At 60.6% G+C, this 18,085-nt stretch carries 16 protein-coding genes; 11 read left to right on the forward strand and 5 right to left on the reverse strand.

Features of this window, described 5'->3' with window-relative positions; translation table 11 throughout:
* Window positions 1-20 precede the first annotated feature (20 nt).
* From hslV to argS, 3 genes are all read right to left on the reverse strand, one after another.
* A complete protein-coding gene (hslV, locus tag ACM6IV_RS20915; RefSeq protein WP_003186641.1) occupies window positions 21-551 on the reverse strand; it encodes an ATP-dependent protease subunit HslV in 531 nt (176 codons plus the stop codon).
* Window positions 552-784: 233 nt separating this feature from the next.
* Window positions 785-1,501, reverse strand: coding sequence for an SPOR domain-containing protein (locus ACM6IV_RS20920; RefSeq protein ID WP_007909385.1), 717 nt, complete (start codon window positions 1,499-1,501; stop codon window positions 785-787).
* A 1-nt stretch (window position 1,502) separates the two neighbouring features.
* Entirely contained in the window at window positions 1,503-3,239 is a 1,737-nt protein-coding gene (gene argS / locus ACM6IV_RS20925; RefSeq protein WP_414871457.1) for an arginine--tRNA ligase, read from the reverse strand.
* Here argS and ACM6IV_RS20930 point away from each other — a divergent pair.
* On the forward strand, window positions 3,238-3,360 hold the full coding sequence (locus ACM6IV_RS20930; protein WP_256579857.1) for a hypothetical protein: 123 nt from the start codon (window positions 3,238-3,240) through the stop codon (window positions 3,358-3,360). The two genes, argS and ACM6IV_RS20930, sit on opposite strands and share 2 nt — an antisense overlap.
* Before the next feature lie 90 nt (window positions 3,361-3,450).
* On the opposite strand, the gene ACM6IV_RS20935 is transcribed toward ACM6IV_RS20930, so the two are convergent.
* A complete protein-coding gene (locus ACM6IV_RS20935) occupies window positions 3,451-5,670 on the reverse strand; it encodes a primosomal protein N' (protein WP_414871458.1) in 2,220 nt (739 codons plus the stop codon).
* A 286-nt stretch (window positions 5,671-5,956) separates the two neighbouring features.
* Between ACM6IV_RS20935 and rpmE the strand changes: the two genes are divergently transcribed.
* From rpmE to ACM6IV_RS20950, 3 genes are all read left to right on the forward strand, one after another.
* On the forward strand, window positions 5,957-6,178 hold the full coding sequence (gene rpmE, locus ACM6IV_RS20940) for a 50S ribosomal protein L31 (protein ID WP_064585593.1): 222 nt from the start codon (window positions 5,957-5,959) through the stop codon (window positions 6,176-6,178).
* A 41-nt stretch (window positions 6,179-6,219) separates the two neighbouring features.
* Window positions 6,220-7,002, forward strand: a complete 783-nt coding sequence (locus tag ACM6IV_RS20945; protein WP_414871691.1) for a thermonuclease family protein — start codon at window positions 6,220-6,222, stop codon at window positions 7,000-7,002.
* 183 nt (window positions 7,003-7,185) lie between these two features.
* Complete coding sequence (locus ACM6IV_RS20950; protein ID WP_129998265.1) at window positions 7,186-8,454, forward strand: malic enzyme-like NAD(P)-binding protein; 1,269 nt, start codon at window positions 7,186-7,188, stop codon at window positions 8,452-8,454.
* Between the two features lie 320 nt (window positions 8,455-8,774).
* Here ACM6IV_RS20950 and ACM6IV_RS20955 read toward each other — a convergent pair whose 3' ends face one another.
* On the reverse strand, window positions 8,775-11,219 hold the full coding sequence (locus tag ACM6IV_RS20955) for a penicillin-binding protein 1A (RefSeq protein ID WP_414871692.1): 2,445 nt from the start codon (window positions 11,217-11,219) through the stop codon (window positions 8,775-8,777).
* Between the two features lie 219 nt (window positions 11,220-11,438).
* Here ACM6IV_RS20955 and ACM6IV_RS20960 point away from each other — a divergent pair, with 219 nt between their 5' ends.
* From ACM6IV_RS20960 to aroB, 7 genes are all read left to right on the forward strand, one after another.
* The gene (locus tag ACM6IV_RS20960) at window positions 11,439-12,503 is read left to right on the forward strand and encodes a pilus assembly protein PilM (protein WP_414871459.1); all 1,065 of its coding nucleotides are present in this window, start codon (window positions 11,439-11,441) and stop codon (window positions 12,501-12,503) included.
* The gene (locus ACM6IV_RS20965; RefSeq protein WP_414871460.1) at window positions 12,503-13,069 is read left to right on the forward strand and encodes a PilN domain-containing protein; all 567 of its coding nucleotides are present in this window, start codon (window positions 12,503-12,505) and stop codon (window positions 13,067-13,069) included. Before ACM6IV_RS20960 ends, ACM6IV_RS20965 begins: the two co-directional genes overlap by 1 nt.
* Window positions 13,066-13,689, forward strand: a complete 624-nt coding sequence (pilO, locus tag ACM6IV_RS20970) for a type 4a pilus biogenesis protein PilO (protein WP_414871461.1) — start codon at window positions 13,066-13,068, stop codon at window positions 13,687-13,689. Before ACM6IV_RS20965 ends, pilO begins: the two co-directional genes overlap by 4 nt.
* Window positions 13,686-14,213 (forward strand): pilus assembly protein PilP, encoded by a 528-nt coding sequence (locus ACM6IV_RS20975; protein WP_414871462.1) that lies wholly within the window; start codon window positions 13,686-13,688, stop codon window positions 14,211-14,213. Before pilO ends, ACM6IV_RS20975 begins: the two co-directional genes overlap by 4 nt.
* Window positions 14,214-14,226: 13 nt before the next feature.
* Window positions 14,227-16,308 carry a type IV pilus secretin PilQ gene (gene pilQ, locus ACM6IV_RS20980; RefSeq protein WP_414871463.1) on the forward strand — a complete coding sequence of 694 codons (2,082 nt, stop codon included), beginning with the start codon at window positions 14,227-14,229 and terminating at the stop codon, window positions 16,306-16,308.
* A gap of 4 nt (window positions 16,309-16,312) precedes the next feature.
* Window positions 16,313-16,831: a shikimate kinase AroK gene (gene aroK, locus ACM6IV_RS20985; protein WP_011332081.1), complete on the forward strand. Its 519-nt coding sequence runs from the start codon at window positions 16,313-16,315 to the stop codon at window positions 16,829-16,831.
* A 151-nt stretch (window positions 16,832-16,982) separates the two neighbouring features.
* A complete protein-coding gene (gene aroB / locus ACM6IV_RS20990) occupies window positions 16,983-18,083 on the forward strand; it encodes a 3-dehydroquinate synthase (protein ID WP_414871464.1) in 1,101 nt (366 codons plus the stop codon).
* Window positions 18,084-18,085 lie beyond the last annotated feature (2 nt).

The following is an 18,085-nucleotide window of genomic DNA, read 5'->3' on the forward strand; positions in this document are numbered from 1 at the left end:
GCACAGGGGCCGCGTCAGGCTTATTCAGCGAGATCCTGCTCCTCAATGGTCTGGGTGTGGTTGGTGAATACGCAGATGTCGCCGGCGATACCGAGGGCGGTTTCGACGATTTCACGGGCCGACAGGTCGGTCTTTTTCAGCAGCGCGCTGGCCGCGGCTTGCGCGTAGGCGCCGCCGGAACCCATGGCGATCAGGCCATCTTCGGGTTCGACCACGTCACCGTTGCCGGTGATGATCAAGGAAGCGTCTTTGTTGGCAACCGCGAGCATCGCTTCGAGGCGGCTCAGGGAACGGTCGGTGCGCCATTCTTTGGCGAGTTCGACAGCGGCGCGCACCAGGTGGCCCTGGTGTTTCTCGAGCTGGCCTTCGAAACGTTCGAAGAGGGTAAAGGCGTCGGCGGTGGCACCGGCAAAACCGGCGATGACCTGACCGTGGTACAGGCGACGGACTTTTTTCGCGTTGCCTTTCATCACGGTATTGCCGAGAGAAACCTGGCCGTCGCCGCCCATGACGACTTTGCCGTGACGGCGGACTGAAACGATGGTGGTCAAGGGAAGAGTCTCCACACAGCGGGGCGAAAGTGCCTTATGCCCATTCATATGGGGGTGCTGGAGAGGATTTCAACCGGGGAGGGTGCGGAGGGACGAACGGCGGGTGATAGGTTCGGGCTATGTGGAGTTGGAAATGACGCTTTCGCGAGCAAGCTCGCTCCCACAGGATTAGCGCAGACCCTGTGGGAGCGAGCTTGCTCGCGAAGAACGATGACGCGGTGCTACTGACAAAATCAGCGGCTCTGGCGTTGTTGTAACAACAGGTTGCTGAAGCCGGCGCCGGCCAGTTGTTTCTGTGCCGTGGTCAGCTGTTCGCGGTTGCTGAACGGACCAACCAAAACGCGATACCAGGTTTCATCTTTCACCGTGCCTGATTCAACCGCTACCGCCTGACCAAGCAGAATGATCTGCGCACGCACCTTGTCGGCATCGGTTTCCTTGCGGAACGAGCCAGCCTGCAAGAAGAACTTGGTCACCGGCGCGGCTTTGCTCACTGGTGGTGCTGGCGGCGGGGTAATCCCGGCCAGCGCGGCCTGCGCGCGCGCGGTGTCGATCTTCGCCGCTTCTGCCGGTGTCACTGGCGTGGTCGGGATGGCCGGCACTTGTGGCGTCGGTAGAGTCTTCTCCGGCACCGCGTCCGGCGGCACGATCACTTCCGATTCCGGCAGCAGGGTGTAGAAATCGTACTTCGGCTTCACCGGTTGCGTCGGGCTCGGCGGGGTCTTGTTGGCCTCGGCGATCTTCGACGCTTTCTGCTGTTGCGCCTGTTCGACCTTCTCACGCTTGACCGTGTCGCTGCCCTTGCCCGGCTCCAGCTTCATCAGGAACACGATGAACGCGCCGACCGTCAGGCCGATGGCCATCCACAGCCAGCCCGGAATCGGTTGCTTCGCAGGAGCTTGGTAACGGCTGGCGCCACGCTTGGGTGCAGGTTTTTTCTTGGCGGCCAACTTACATACGCTCCAGAGTTTCCAGACCCAACAGCTCCAGGCCTTGCTTGAGGGTGCGACCGGTCAGTGCGGCCAGGCGCAGACGGCTCTGCATCCGGGCCGGGGTTTCGGCGGCGAGGATCGGGCAGTTCTCGTAGAAGCTGGAGAACAGACCGGCAACGTCATACAGATAGGTGCAGAGAATGTGCGGCGTGCCTTTGTCGGCTACGTTGTTCAGCACTTCGCCGAACTGCGCCAGTTTCGCCGCCAGCTCTTGCTCGTGCGCAGCTTCCAGCACGATCTGGCCATCGACTTCGCTGAAGTCCTTGCCCAGTTTGCGGAACACACCGGCGACACGGGTATAGGCGTAGAGCAGGTATGGCGCGGTGTTGCCTTCGAAGTTCAGCATCAGGTCGAAGTTGAAGCTGTAGTCGCTGGTGCGGTGCTTCGACAGGTCAGCGTATTTCACTGCGCCGATGCCGACGACTTTGGCGATGTTGCGCAGTTCGTCTTCGGCCAGTTCCGGGTTCTTTTCTTTCACCAGGTTATAGGCGCGCTCCTGCGCTTCGGTCAGCAGGTCGATCAGCTTCACGGTGCCGCCGTCACGGGTCTTGAACGGACGGCCATCGGCGCCGTTCATGGTGCCGAAGCCCATGTGCTCCATTTCCATCGGATGGGTCACGAAACCGGCCTTGCGCGCCACGGCAAACACTTGCTGGAAGTGCAGGGCCTGACGCTGGTCGACGAAGTACAGCGCGCGATCGGCTTTCAGCTTGCCGCTGCGATAGCGCACGGCGGCGAGGTCAGTGGTGGCGTACAGGTAGCCGCCATCAGCCTTGACGATGATCACCGGCAGCGGGTCGCCGTCGGCGTTCTTGAACTCGTCGAAGAACACGCACTGGGCGCCGTTGCTCTCGACCAGCATGCCCGCCGCTTTGAGGTCGTTGACCACGTTGATCAGGTCGTCGTTGTAGGCGCTTTCGCCCATCACGTCGGCCATGGTCAGTTTGACGTTGAGCAGTTCGTAGATCTTCTGGCAGTGCGACAGCGAGATGTCCTTGAACCGGGTCCACAGCGCCAGGCACTCGGCATCGCCGGCCTGCAACTTGACCACCAGGCCACGGGCGCGGTCGGCAAACTCTGCGGACTCGTCGAAACGTTGCTTGGCGGCGCGGTAGAAGTTTTCCAGGTCGGACAGCTCGTCGCTGGTGATCGGGTTTTCCTGCAGATACGCCATCAGCATGCCGAACTGGGTGCCCCAGTCGCCCACGTGGTTCTGACGGATCACTTCGTCGCCGAGGAATTCGAGTACGCGGGCCACGCCGTCGCCGATGATGGTCGAGCGCAAGTGGCCGACATGCATCTCTTTGGCCAGGTTCGGTGCCGACAGGTCGACCACGGTGCGTTGCGCCGGGCCGGCCTTGCGTACGCCAACATGGGCATCAGCCAATGCAGCGTCGAGACGCGAGGCCAAAGCCTGGGTGTTCTGGAAGAAGTTGATGAAGCCCGGGCCAGCGATTTCGGCCTTGGTGACGTTCTCGTCAGCCGGCAGTGCGGCGATGATTTTTTCCGCCAGATCGCGCGGCTTCATGCCCGCAGGCTTGGCCAGCATCATCGCGATGTTGCTGGCGAAGTCGCCGTGAGTCTTGTCACGGGCGTTCTCCACCTGAATCGCCGGCGACAGGCCTTCAGGCAACACACCTTCGTTGACGAGTTGGGTGAGGGCTTGTTGGATCAGCTGGCGAATGGTGTCTTTCATGGTCTTCTCTTTCGACCGCAAGCGCGGCGGGCGCATCGATGCGCGGGTGGAAAAACTGGGCATTATCCGTTGCGAAGACGGGCTTGCCAACCTTAGCAGGCAGCTTATGGATATGTGGTGACAAATAGAGCGTTTTCGCGAGCAGGCTCGCTCCCACAGGTACAGCGCAGTCCCTGTGGGAGCGAGCTTGCTCGCGAAGGCGATCTATCTATCAATACAAATCGACGGGATCGACATCCAGCGACCAGCGCACCGCCCGCCCACTCGGCATCTGCTCCAGTACCAGCAACCAACTCGCCAGCAACCGATGCAACGGTGCCCGCGCCGTCGCTTGCAACAACAACTGCGCGCGATACCGCCCGGCGCGGCGCTCCATCGGCGCCGGCACGGGCCCGAGCAATTCAATCCCGCTCAGATTCTGCTCAGCCAGCAAACGTTCAGCCTCGCTGCACGCCTCATCGAGAAAACCTTCCGCCTGCCCCGGCTTGTGCGCTTCGGCGCGCAACAGCGCCAGATGGGCAAACGGCGGCAGCCCGGCGGCGCGACGCTCGCTCAAGGCCTGTTCGGCGAAGGCGAAATAGCCCTGTTCGGTGAGTTGTACCAATAAAGGATGGTCGGCGAGGTGGGTCTGGATGATCACTTTGCCCGGCTCTTCCGCCCGCCCGGCACGGCCAGCGACTTGCACGATCAATTGCGCCATCCGTTCGCTGGCGCGGAAGTCGCCGGAGAACAGGCCGCCGTCGGCATCCAGAATCGACACCAGCGTCACTCGCGGAAAATGGTGCCCTTTGGCCAACATCTGTGTGCCGACCAGAATGCACGGCTGGCCTTTCTGGATGGTCGCGAACAGTTGATTCATCGCGTCCTTGCGCGAAGTGCTGTCGCGGTCGACACGCAGCACCGGGTAATCGGGGAACAGAATCGCCAGGCGTTCCTCGGCGCGCTCGGTGCCGGCGCCGACCGGGCGCAGATCGACCTTGTTGCACTTCGGGCACTGGCGCGGGGTGCGCTCGACGTAGCCACAGTGGTGGCAGCGCAGTTCGCCGTAGCGCTGGTGCACGGTCATCCGTGCGTCGCAGCGCGAGCATTCGGACATCCAGCCGCAATCGTGGCACAGCAACGTCGGCGCGAAGCCGCGCCGGTTGAGGAACACCAGCACCTGCTGGCCGTTGGCGAGGGTCTGGCCGATGGCTTGCTGCATCGGCCCGGAGATTCCGCTGTCCAATGGACGGCTTTTCACATCCAGCCGCAGGAAGCGTGGTTGCTTGGCACCGCCTGCTCGTTCATTCAGGCGCAGCAGGCCGTAGCGGCCGGTGTAGGCATTGTGCAGGCTTTCCAGTGATGGAGTGGCGGAGCCGAGGACGATCGGGATGTTTTCCTGCCGCGCACGCACCAGCGCCAGATCGCGGGCGTGGTAGCGCAAACCTTCCTGCTGTTTATAAGAGCCGTCGTGCTCTTCATCGATGATGATCAGCCCGGGGTTTTTCATCGGCGTGAACAGCGCCGAGCGGGTGCCGATAATAATGTCGGCCTCGCCATCGCGAGCGGCGAGCCAGGCGTCGAGGCGCTCGCGGTCATTGACCGCCGAGTGCAGCAGGGCGATGCGCGCATTGAAGCGTTGCTCGAAGCGCGCCAGGGTCTGCGGGCCGAGGTTGATCTCCGGGATCAGCACCAGCGCCTGTTTGCCGGCTTCGAGGGTTTCGCGGATCAGCTGTAAATAGACTTCGGTCTTGCCGCTGCCGGTGACGCCGGCCAGCAAGAACGCGTGATAACTGTCGAACCCGGCGCGGATCGCTTCGTAGGCGGCACGCTGTTCGGTGTTCAGCGGCAACTCCGGTTGCGCCAGCCAGTGTTCGTGGCGCGCGCCGGGTGCGTGACGGCGGATCTCGACTTGCACCAGTCCTTTGGCCAGCAGCAAATCGAGACTGTCCTTGCTCAGCATCAGTTTGCTCAGCAACTGATGGGCGACGCCGTGCGGGTGCTGGGCCAGCGTCGCCAATGCTTCACGCTGGCGCGGCGCGCGGGCGATGCGTGGATCTTCAAGGCTGGCGCCGGGGACGGCGGACCAGAAGCGTTCTTGCCGGGCTTCAGCCAGTTCGCCCTGGCGCAGCAGCACTGGCAACGCCCAGCTCAAAGTGTCGCCGAGGCTGTGCTGATAATACTGCGACGTCCACAGGCACAGCTTGAACAGCGCCGGTGGCAGCGGCGCTGTAGTATCGAGCAGAGCCAGCGCCGGCTTGAGTTTCTCCACCGGCACTTCGCTGGTGTCGGTGACCTCGACCAGAATTCCGATCATCTCGCGTCGACCGAACGGCACCCGCAGGCGCATGCCCGGCTGCAACTGCTCGCGCAGCACACCGGCCGGCGCCCGATAGTCGAACAGGCGGCGCAAGGGCGAAGGCAGGGCGAGGCGCAGAATGGCATCGGGCACGCGGGGGGATCTCTATAAACGGGCGGTATGGCTAGGGCATAACCTTGTAGGAGTGAGCCTGCTCGCGATAGCGGTCTGTCATTCAACATTATGTCGTCTGAAATACCACTATCGCGAGCAGGCTCACTCCTACAAGGGAATCGCGTATCGGGCCGGGAGCCTAGCAGACGGTCGGTCTCGGTGACAGCTTGCGTGATTGAAAAGGTCTGGTAGAATCCGCGGCCTAATTACGTGCGGTATTCAACAATAGTGTTGGGTGGCGGCACGCTAGCCTGAGGAATACACCATGAAAGCCGATATCCACCCGAATTACCCAGAAATCGCTGTTACCTGCTCGTGCGGTAACAAGTTCGAAACTCGTTCGACCTTCGGCAAAGCCCTGGCGATCGACGTTTGCAACGAATGCCACCCGTTCTACACCGGTAAGCAGAAGACTCTGGACACCGGCGGCCGCGTGCAGAAGTTCGCAGACCGTTTCGCTACTTTCGGCGTCGGCAAAAAAGCCTGAGGCTGATCATTTTGGAAGGTCGTGTCGACTTCTCCAGACTGATGAAAAAGGCGTCCCTTGCGGGCGCCTTTTTTGTGTCTGCAATTTGGCTGTCCGGCGCGCAGGCCTTTTGCCCGGCGCCTGCGGGACTGACCAGCGTCGCCGTGCAGCGCGTGGTCGATGGCGACACCCTGCGCCTGGGCGATGGTCGCAGCGTACGCATGATCGGTCTCAACACGCCTGAACTGGGCAAGCAGGGCCGCAGCGACGAACCTTTTGCGGTGGCAGCACGCAAGCGCCTGCAGGCGCTGGTCGATGCCTGCGGCGGACGCGTCGGTTTGCTGCCCGGCAAGCAAGCCAAAGACCAGTACGGGCGTACGCTTGCGCATGTTTACAGTGCCAGCGGCGCCAATCTCGAAGCGCAAATGCTTGCCGATGGCCTTGGTTTCCAGGTCGCGGTCGCGCCGAATGTCGATCTAGTCGCCTGCCAGCAAGCTGCCGAACGCAGTGCGCGCAAGGCTGGACTGGGTCTCTGGCGGCAATCGCCTGTACTGAAAGCGGAGCAGATCCAGCGCTCGGGTTTTGCCGTGATCAGTGGGCGTGTGAGCAAGGTTCAGCGCAATCGCGGCGGAATCTGGATCGAGTTGCAGGACACGCTTGTATTGCGCGTTGCACCCAATCTGGTCGGACAATTCGACAATGCCCGTTTGCAGGCCCTGAAAGGCAAGCAGATCGAGGCTCGCGGCTGGATCGTCGATCGTTCGCGGCGCGGGGGGCTGCAATCCGGTCAGTCGCGTTGGCTGCTACCGCTGACGGATCGTTCAATGTTGCAAACGCTGCCTTGAAGAAAAATTGTAGACATTTTTTCTGTCGATTGTGAACAGTCCAGCCCTTGTGCGCCGTGGCTCTTGGCCCAAAGTCGTAGGGCAGGGCGCTTGACAGGGGTGACCGCTCAGTCTTGTGGGGACTTTGCGAGGCGCGTATCCTCGCTGACCAGTCTGTCCAACAGTAAAAAGCGGAATGCCAAAATGTCTGATCTGAAAACTGCCGCTCTCGAATATCATGCCAATCCTCGTCCAGGGAAGCTGAGTGTCGAGCTCACCAAGGCCACTGCTACCGCTCGCGACTTGTCGCTGGCCTACAGCCCCGGCGTAGCTGAACCAGTGCGTGAGATCGCTCGCGATCCTGAACTGGCCTACAAATACACCGGCAAGGGCAACCTGGTTGCAGTCATTTCCGATGGCACCGCGATTCTCGGCCTGGGCAACCTCGGCCCGTTGGCTTCCAAGCCGGTCATGGAAGGTAAAGGCGTACTGTTCAAGCGCTTCGCCGGTATCGACGTTTTCGACATCGAAGTCGACTCGGAAAGCCCGCAAGCCTTCATCGACACCGTCAAGCGTATCTCCATCACCTTCGGTGGCATCAACCTGGAAGACATCAAGGCGCCAGAGTGCTTTGAGATCGAACGTGCTCTGATCGAGCAGTGCGACATTCCGGTGTTCCACGATGACCAGCACGGCACCGCGATCGTGACCGCTGCGGGCATGATCAACGCCCTGGAAATCGCTGGCAAAACCTTGCCGGAAGCGAAGATCGTCTGCCTGGGCGCTGGCGCTGCCGCCATCTCCTGCATGAAACTGCTGGTGAGCATGGGCGCACGCATCGAAAACATCTTCATGGTCGACCGTACCGGCGTGATCCACTCCGGCCGTGACGACCTGAACCAATACAAAGCCGTGTTCGCTCACGCCACCGACAAGCGCACTCTGGCTGACGCACTGGCAGGCGCTGACGTGTTCGTCGGTCTGTCCGGCCCGAACCTGCTGAGCGCTGAAGGCCTGCTGTCGATGGCGGCCAACCCGATCGTGTTCGCCTGCTCGAACCCGGATCCGGAAATCTCCCCGGAGCTGGCGCACGCCACCCGTAGCGACGTGATCATGGCCACCGGCCGTTCGGACTACCCGAACCAGGTCAACAACGTACTGGGCTTCCCGTTCATCTTCCGTGGTGCTCTGGACGTTCGCGCCAAGCGTATCAACGAAGAAATGAAAGTGGCCGCCGCCAACGCCCTGCGTGAACTGGCCAAGCTGCCGGTTCCGCAGGACGTGTGCGATGCCTACGGCGGTGCTCCGCTGGAATTCGGCCGTGAGTACATCATTCCGAAGCCAATGGACAAGCGCCTGATCACCCTGATCTCCGACGCTGTGGCCAAGGCCGCGATCGAGACGGGTGTGGCGACCCTGCCGTATCCGAAGAACTACCCGCTGAAAAGCGTGGATGACGTGTTCAACGGCTAAGTCGTTGTAGCGCTGCAAACAAAAGCCCCGGCTCGTGAGAGTCGGGGCTTTTTTGTGGCTGAAGATCAAGAGCCCCTCACCCTAGCCCTCTCCCAGAGGGAGAGGGGACTGACCGTGGGATATTCGCGAGATACACCGACCTGAAAGTGCATTAGCGCCTATGGATTCAACACAGCACGTTCAGGTCGGCATCCCTCACCAGCATCCCCCAATCAGTCCCCTCTCCCTCCGGGAGAGGGCTAGGGTGAGGGGCCCTTGATCTTCAGCCGATAAAAAGCCCCGCTCTCCTCTCGAAGGCGGGGCTTTTCAATACCGTTGGATCAGAACAGATCGATCGGCGCTTGCTCATCCGCTGGCAGCGGGCTGCCTGGCACTGCGCCGTTGCCCAGCTCATTCACCGACGGCGGCGTGTCCTCAGACTTGAACAGCTCGAAGTACGCGCCCGGCGTGCTCGGTGTCGCGGCACGGCCGCTGACCGGATCGACGCGCAGGCTCAGCAAACCTTCAGGCTCAGGCTGAACATGTGGCGGTTTGTCCTTGAGGGCAGCCGACATGTAGTTCATCCAGATCGGCAGCGCCACAGTGCCGCCGAACTCACGGCGACCAAGGCTTTCCGGCTGGTCGAAGCCAGTCCATACGGTGGTCACGTAATCGGCGTTGTAACCGGAGAACCAGGCATCTTTCGATTCGTTGGTGGTACCGGTTTTACCAGCAATATCGCTGCGGCCCATAGCCAGCGCACGACGTCCGGTGCCGAGCTTGATCACGTCCTGCAGCATGCTGTTGAGGATGTACGTGGTGCGACCATCGACAATACGCTCAGCGACTGCCGGTGCTTGCGGCACGGCCGCGCCGCCCGGCACTTCGCCTGCAACCGGTGTGGCGTTGACCGTAAACGAATCAGTGTGCGGCGCGGCGATACCGTCCGTCGCCGAGCCGCCCTGAGGCACGGTTGGCGGATTGGCGACGAACAGCGTGTCGCCATTACGGCTTTCGATCTTGTCGATGATGTACGGGGTGATCTTGTAGCCGCCGTTGGCGAACGTACTCCAACCGGTGGCAATCTCCATTGGTGTCAGCGTTGCAGTGCCCAGCGCCAGCGACAGGTTAGGCGGCAGATCCTGCTTGTTGAAGCCGAAACGGGTGATGTAGTCGATGGTCTTGCCCACGCCCATGGCTTGCAGCAGGCGGATCGACACAAGGTTACGCGACTTGTACAGCGCTTCACGCAAGCGGATCGGGCCGAGGAAGGTGTTGGTGTCGTTCTTCGGACGCCAGACCTTGTCCAGATACTCGTCGACGAACACGATCGGCGCGTCATTGACCAGCGTGGCAGCGGTGTAACCGCTATCCAGCGCGGCGCTGTAGACGAACGGCTTGAAGCTCGAACCCGGCTGACGCTTGGCCTGCATGGCGCGGTTGTAATTGCTCTGCTCGAAGGCGAAACCGCCGACCAGCGAGCGAATCGCACCGTTCTGCGGATCCAGCGACACCAGCGCACCTTGTGCCTGCGGGATCTGGCTGAATTTCAGTGAATTGTCTTTCTGACGCTGCACGCGGATCAGATCGCCGACCTGCGCCACATCCGACGGCTGGCGCGGGTTGGCGCCCATGCTGTTGGTGTTGAGGAACGGTCGCGCCCATTTCATCGTGTCCCAGGCGACGTGCTCCTCGCCGGTGCGGGTAAGTACTTGCAGGCCGCTCTTGTCGACCTGAGTGACGATGGCCGGCTCAAGGCTGCTGATGGTGCGCTGCTTGGTCAGTTCGTTGGCCCAGGCCTCACGGGTCTTGCCCGGCAGGCGCGATTCGGGACCACGGTAGCCGTGACGCTGGTCGTAGGTCATCAAGCCTTCGTGCAGCGCGGTATTGGCCATTTCCTGCAGGTTGCTTGGCACCGTGGTGGTGACGCGGAAACCTTCGGTGTAAGCGTCGCTGCCGTAACGGCCGACCATCTCGGCACGGGCCATTTCAGCGATATACGGCGCGTTCACTTCCGGGGTCGGCACGTGATAACTGGCGTTCAGTGGTTCGTTGATCGCCGCGGTGTAGTCCGCTTCGCTGATCTTGCCAAGCTTGTACATGCGCCCGAGGATCCAGTCGCGGCGTTCTTTACTGCGCGTCGGATTGGCCAGCGGGTTGAAGCGCGACGGGGCTTTCGGCAGGCCGGCGATCATCGCCATCTGCGCGAGGCTGACATCGCGGATCGACTTGCCGTAGTACACCTGCGCTGCGGCTTCGATGCCATAGGCGCGGTTGCCCAGATAGATCTTGTTCACGTACAGCTCAAGGATTTCATCCTTGGTCAGCTGCCGCTCGATCTGCAGGGCCAGAAGAATTTCAGTGGTTTTGCGCGAGAAGCTGCGTTCGCTGGTCAGGAAGAAGTTCTTCGCCACCTGCATGGTGATCGTGCTGCCGCCGGACTGAATGTGTCCGCTTTTGACCAGTTGGGTCGCGGCGCGCATCAGGCTGCTCGGATCGACGCCATAGTGATTGGCGAAATTGTCGTCTTCAGCACTTAGTAACGCATTAATGAAATTGGGGGGAATGTCGGCGAAACGGATCGGTGTACGGCGCATTTCGCCAAATTCTGCGATCAACTTGTTGTCGCTGCTGTAGACCCGCAGCGGAATCTGCAACTGAATGCTTCGCAGAGCCTCCACAGAAGGCAAACCCGGACTAAGGTAAAGAAACGCGCCGCTGAGACCTAAAAGCAGTCCGCAGAAAACGGCGACGATGGACCAACCGAAAAATTTCAGCAGACGAATCAAGGCTTTTGGACATCCAGGGCAAAGAATGAATTTGGCGACGGGGCTCCGGCTACACACAGAGCCATCCGCGCTTGCAGTAAAAAGCGGAAAAAAACGCTGGGCATTATAAGCACTTTTCTGCTGGGGGCGTCATTTGCGCTTCTGTCAAGACGGGGTGAAGGAACGCAATGCGTATTACAGAGTCCGTAACTCACGGAAAGTCATAGGGAATTGGTAGTGCTGGGACTCTTCAATAAAAAAGCCAATACATTACTGGGGATCGACATCAGTTCCACGTCAGTGAAGCTGTTGGAACTGAGCCGTCAGGGTGATCGCTACCGGGTCGAGGCGTATGCGGTAGAGCCATTGCCGGTCAACGCCGTGGTTGAAAAAAACATCGCCGAACTTGAAGGCGTCGGTCAGGCCCTGAGCCGTGTACTGGTCAAGGCGCGCACCGGGCTCAGGAGCGTGGCGGTGGCAGTGGCCGGTTCCGCCGTGATCACCAAGATCATCGAGATGGACGCCGGGCTGTCCGACGACGAACTGGAAAACCAGCTGAAGATCGAGGCCGACCAATACATTCCCTATCCGCTGGACGAAGTCGCCATCGATTTCGAGGTCCAGGGCGTGTCGCCGCGCAACCCCGAGCGGGTCAGCGTGCTGTTGGCCGCCTGTCGCAAGGAAAACGTCGAAGTCCGCGAAGCAGCGTTGGCCCTCGCCGGGCTGACGGCGCGAGTGGTCGATGTCGAGGCCTATGCGCTGGAGCGTTCATTCGGCTTGCTGGCCACGCAACTGGCAGCCTCTCAGGAGCGCCTGACCGTCGCGGTGGTCGATATCGGCGCCACCATGACCACCCTCAGCGTCCTGCACAACGGCAAGATCATTTATACCCGCGAGCAATTGTTCGGCGGCCGGCAACTGACCGAGGAAATCCAGCGCCGTTATGGCCTGACCGTCGAGCAGGCCGGGCTGGCGAAAAAGCAGGGCGGCCTGCCCGATGATTACATCAGTGAGGTCTTGCAGCCGTTTCGTGAGGCACTGGTACAACAAGTTTCGCGCTCGCTGCAGTTCTTCTTCGCTTCCGGACAATACAACGCGGTCGATCACATTCTGCTGGCCGGCGGCACGGCATCGGTGCCCGGGCTGGACCGGTTGATCGAGCAGCGCCTGAACACGCCGACGCAAGTGGCCAACCCGTTTGCCAGCATGGCCTTGAGCAGCAAGGTCAATGCCGGTGCACTGGCCAGTGATGCGCCGGCGTTGATGATCGCCTGCGGGCTTGCGCTCAGGAGTTTCGACTGATGGCGCGGATCAACCTCCTGCCCTGGCGCGAAGAGCGTCGCGAAGAACGGCGCAAACGCTTTCTGCTGGCATTGATTGGTGTAGTGGTCGGCTCGGTTGGCGCAGTGCTGATCGCCGATCAGGTGATCAGCGCAGCCATTGAGCGGCAAGTGGCGCGCAATGACTACATCGGCAAGCAGATCGCAGTGGTCGACGAACGGATCAAACAGATCAGCGATCTCAAGGCGCGCCGTCAGCAACTGGTCGAACGGATGCGCATCATCCAGGACTTGCAGGGCAACCGGCAGATCAGTGGGCGAATCTTCGATCAACTGGCGCGCACGCTGCCGGACGGGGTGTATTTCACCGATGTGAAGAGGGTCGGCAAAACCCTGTCGATCAGCGGCGCCGCCGAATCGAACAACCGCGTCTCCGAGCTGATGCGCAATCTGGATGCCTCCGACTGGTTCGACGCGCCGAGCCTCAATGAGGTGAAGGCGACGACTGCGGGCCAGGTGGATCAAGCCAACACCTTTGAACTGACGGTGCGGCAGACTCAGCCCCGTACCGTGGAGGACGAGCCATGAAGCCGTCCGAATGGCTGGAAAGTCTGCGCGACATTGATTTCAACGACCTCGATACCAGCAATATCGGCTCGTGGCCTGCAGCGGTGAAAGCCATCGCCGGTGCGCTGTTGATGGTGCTGGTATTGGCGCTCGGCTATAACTTTTTCATCAGTGACATGCAGAACCAGCTGGAGGCCAAACGCGAAGAAGAGGCCACGCTCAAGGAGCAGTTCGCCAGCAAGGCGCGCCTGTCAGCCAACCTTGAGTTGTACACCCAGCAAATGAAGGAGATGGAAAACACCTTCGGCGTACTGTTGCGCCAGTTGCCCAGTGACACCGAAGTGCCGGGCCTGCTTGAAGACATCACTCGCACTGGTCTGGGCAGTGGTCTGGAGTTCGAAGAGATCAAACTGCTGCCAGAGGTCACTCAGCAGTTTTATATCGAGCTGCCGATCCAGATCACCGTCACCGGCGCCTATCACGACCTTGCGACCTTCGTCAGTGGCGTGGCCGGGCTGCCGCGCATCGTCACCTTGCATGATTTCGAACTCGCTCCTGCCGATAAAGAGGGCGGACCGAAGCTGCGCATGAGCATCCTCGCCAAGACCTACCGCTATAACGACAAGGGGCTGCAGAAATGAGCCTGATTCGTTATTTCCTGTTGCTGGCGACGCTGCTCGCGTTGAACGGTTGTGGTGGCAGCGATGACTTCAGCGATCTCGACGCCTACTTGAATGAAGTGCGCCTGCGCCCGGCAGGCAAGATTGAACCAACCCCGACATTCCGGTCTTACCCAACATTCACTTACAGCGCGGCCAACCTGCGCAGCCCGTTCTCACGTCAGGTGCGGGTCGATCTGGCCGGGCAGAAACAGGGTTCACGCAGCGTCAAACCCGACCCCAATCGGGTCAAGCAATACCTCGAAGGTTTCAACATCGAGCAGTTCGAAATGGTCGGCACGATTGCCAATGCTTCCGGCTCCTTCGCGTTGTTGCGCGGTGCTGGCGGCGTGCATCGGTTGAAGGTCGGCGATTACCTGGGGCGCAACGACGGCCGCATTGTCGCCATCAGTGCCACCCAGGTCGATGTAGTCGAAATCGTGCCGGACGGACAGGGCGCCTGGCTGGAGCGTCCGCGCACCATTCCTTTGAAAGAGCACTCATAGTGGAAGTCGAATAATGAACAGGATTTTCTCCACCCTCGGTTTTTCGCTATGGATAGCGCTGATGTCGCCGATGGTACTCGCGGCCAATCTGAAGACGCTGGACGTCGCAGCGTTGCCGGGTGATCGCATCGAGCTGAAGTTGTCATTCGACGGCCCGCCGCCACAACCCAAGGGCTACACCACCGAATCACCGGCGCGGATCGCGCTGGATCTGCCCGGTGTCGCCAGTCAGTTGACCAGCAAAAATCTCGACCTGGGCAGCGGCAATGCGCGCACGGCCACCGTGGTTGAAGCCAAGGAGCGTACGCGGCTGATTGTCAGCCTGACGCAACTGGCGCCGTACAACACGCGGGTCGAGGGCAATAATCTCTTCGTAGTGGTCGGTCAGGGCGCATCGGCAACCGCGCCGCGTTCTGCTGCCGTTGCACCTCGCACGACTGCTAAAGCGGCTGCACCTGCCAAGGCGTTCGTGCCGAAAAGCCGGGCGATTCGCGGTGTTGACTTCCAGCGCGGCACGGCGGGGGAAGGCAATGTCGTCATCGACCTGTCCGATCCGACCATCGCTCCGGATATCCAGGAGCATGACGGCAAGATCATCCTCAGCTTCGCCCGCACGCAATTGCCGGAAAAGCTGCGGGTACGCCTCGACGTCAAGGATTTCGCCACTCCGGTGCAGTTCGTCAATGCCGCAGTGACCGCTGATCGCACGGTTATTACGGTTGAACCCAGTGGCACCTACGAGTACTCCACCTTCCAGACCGACAACAAACTGACCGTCAGCATCCGCCCGATGACGGTCGATGACCTGCAAAAACGCAACGCTGACCGTCAGGCATACGTCGGCGAAAAGCTCTCGCTGAACTTCCAGGACATTGATGTGCGCTCGGTGCTGCAACTGATCGCCGACTTCACCAACCTCAATCTGGTCGCCAGCGACACGGTGCAGGGTGGCATCACCCTGCGCCTGCAAAACGTGCCGTGGGATCAGGCGCTGGATCTGGTGTTGAAAACCAAAGGTCTGGATAAACGCAAAATCGGCAATGTGTTGCTGGTGGCTCCGGCCGACGAAATTGCTGCCCGCGAGCGTCAGGAACTGGAGTCGCAGAAGCAGATCGCCGAACTGGCGCCGTTACGCCGCGAGCTGCTGCAAGTGAACTACGCCAAGGCAGCTGACATCGCCAAGCTGTTTCAGTCGGTGACCAGTGCCGAGGCGAAAATCGACGAGCGCGGGTCGATCACTGTCGATGAGCGGACGAACAACATCATTGCCTACCAGACCCAGGATCGCCTCGACGAACTGCGACGGATCGTGGCGCAACTGGATATTCCGGTGCGCCAGGTGATGATCGAGGCGCGGATTGTCGAGGCCAACGTCGATTACGACAAAAGCCTGGGCGTACGCTGGGGCGGGTCGATCCAGAACAAGGGTAACTGGAACACTTCGGGCGTGAGCAATGGCTCATCGACCACCATCGGCACGCCGGGCAGCACCAGCACCAACTCGCCGTTCGTTGACATGGGCACGGTGGGCAATACCTCGGGGATCGGTATCGCCTTCATCACTGACAACGTATTGCTCGATCTTGAACTGACCGCCATGGAAAAGACCGGCAACGGCGAAATCGTCTCGCAGCCGAAGGTGGTTACTTCCGACAAGGAAACCGCAAAAATCCTCAAAGGCACCGAGATTCCGTATCAGGAGGCCAGTTCCAGCGGCGCGACGTCGGTGTCGTTCAAGGAGGCTTCGCTTTCACTGGAAGTCACCCCGCAGATTACCCCTGACAACCGCATCATCATGGAGGTCAAGGTCACCAAGGATGAGCCGGATTACCTGAACAAAGTACAGGATGTGCCGCCGATCAAGAAGAACGAGGTCAACGCCAAGGTGCTGGTCAACGACGGCGAAACCATCGTGATTGGCGGTGTTTTCTCAAATACTCAAAGCAAGGTCGTAGATAAGGTGCCATTTCTTGGCGATGTGCCGTATCTTGGCCGCCTTTTCCGGCGTGATGTGGTTTCGGAGAAAAAATCCGAGCTGCTGGTATTTCTCACACCACGTATCATGAATAACCAGGCGATTGCTGTGAGTCGTTGATTCTGTGCGAAATTTGATTCTTGTAGGACCGATGGGCGCTGGAAAAAGCACCATCGGCCGGTTGCTGGCCAAAGAGCTGCGCCTGCCGTTCAAAGATTCCGACAAGGAAATTGAACTGCGCACGGGCGCCAATATCCCGTGGATCTTCGACAAGGAAGGCGAACCCGGCTTTCGTGACCGTGAGCAGGCGATGATCGCCGAGCTGTGCGCGTTCGATGGCGTGGTGTTGGCGACCGGCGGCGGCGCGGTGATGCGTGATGCCAATCGCAAGGCCCTGCATGAGGGTGGGCGAGTGGTGTATCTGCATGCTTCCGTCGAACAGCAGGTCGGCCGCACGTCGCGCGATCGCAATCGGCCGTTGCTGCGCACCGCCAATCCGGAGAAAACCCTGCGTGACCTGTTGGCGATCCGCGATCCGCTTTATCGGGAAATCGCCGATCTGGTGGTGGAAACCGACGAACGGCCACCGCGCATGGTGGTGCTCGACATTCTCGATCGTCTGGCGCAACTTCCTCCCCGTTAAAGCAGCGCTCGAAATGCGCTATCCTCGGCGTCCTGTCACAGCCCGCCGAGTTGTGGCGGATGGCGTGCGAGCGGCGTCATACCCGCTATAGGCCGCAGACAACCAATAATTCAGGGCAGGACGCCTGCTTCCATCTTCACTGTGGGGACACATGCAGACACTCAAGGTCGATCTGGGCGAGCGCAGCTACCCGATACATATTGGCGAAGGTTTGTTGGATCAGCCCGAACTGCTGGCTCCGCATATCCATGGGCGGCAGGTGGCAATCATCTCCAACGAAACCGTCGCGCCGCTCTATCTTGAACGTCTGACCCGCAGCCTGGCGCAGTTCTCGGTGATTTCCGTGGTGTTGCCGGACGGCGAAGCCTTCAAGAACTGGGAAACCCTGCAACTGATCTTCGACGGTCTGCTGACCGCCCGCCATGACCGCCGCACCACTGTGATCGCTTTGGGCGGCGGTGTGATCGGCGACATGGCCGGTTTTGCCGCTGCCTGCTACCAGCGCGGCGTCGACTTCATCCAGATTCCTACCACTCTGCTGTCCCAGGTCGATTCGTCGGTGGGCGGCAAGACAGGTATCAATCATCCGCTGGGCAAAAACATGGTCGGCGCGTTCTATCAGCCGAACGTGGTGCTGATCGATACGGCGTCCCTGAAAACCTTGCCAGAGCGTGAGTTGTCCGCTGGTCTGGCCGAAGTCATCAAGTACGGTCTGATCTGCGACGAGCCGTTCCTGACCTGGCTCGAAGACAACGTTGATGCCCTGCGCGCGCTGGATCAAAGGGCCCTGACTTACGCCATTGAGCGCTCCTGCGCAGCCAAGGCTGCCGTGGTTGGCGCCGATGAGAAGGAAACCGGCGTACGGGCCACGCTCAACCTCGGCCACACCTTCGGCCACGCGATCGAGACTCACATGGGCTATGGTGTCTGGTTGCACGGGGAAGCGGTCGCGGCTGGCACCGTGATGGCGCTGGAGATGTCCGCACGTTTGGGCTGGATCAGCGACGAGGAGCGCGATCGCGGCATTCGTCTGTTCCAGCGCGCCGGCCTGCCGGTGGTGCCGCCCACTGAAATGACCGAAGCCGATTTTCTTCAACACATGGCAATCGACAAAAAAGTGATCGACGGTCGTCTGCGCCTGGTGCTGCTGCGCCGGATGGGCGAAGCGGTAGTGACCGACGATTATCCGAAAGAGGTTCTACAGGCCACGCTGGGAGCGGATTACCGCGCCCTGGCTCAGCTTAAAGGTTAATA

Origin of the sequence: Pseudomonas sp. IT-347P (genome assembly GCF_949768005.1) — a bacterium.
Classification (GTDB): domain Bacteria; phylum Pseudomonadota; class Gammaproteobacteria; order Pseudomonadales; family Pseudomonadaceae; genus Aquipseudomonas.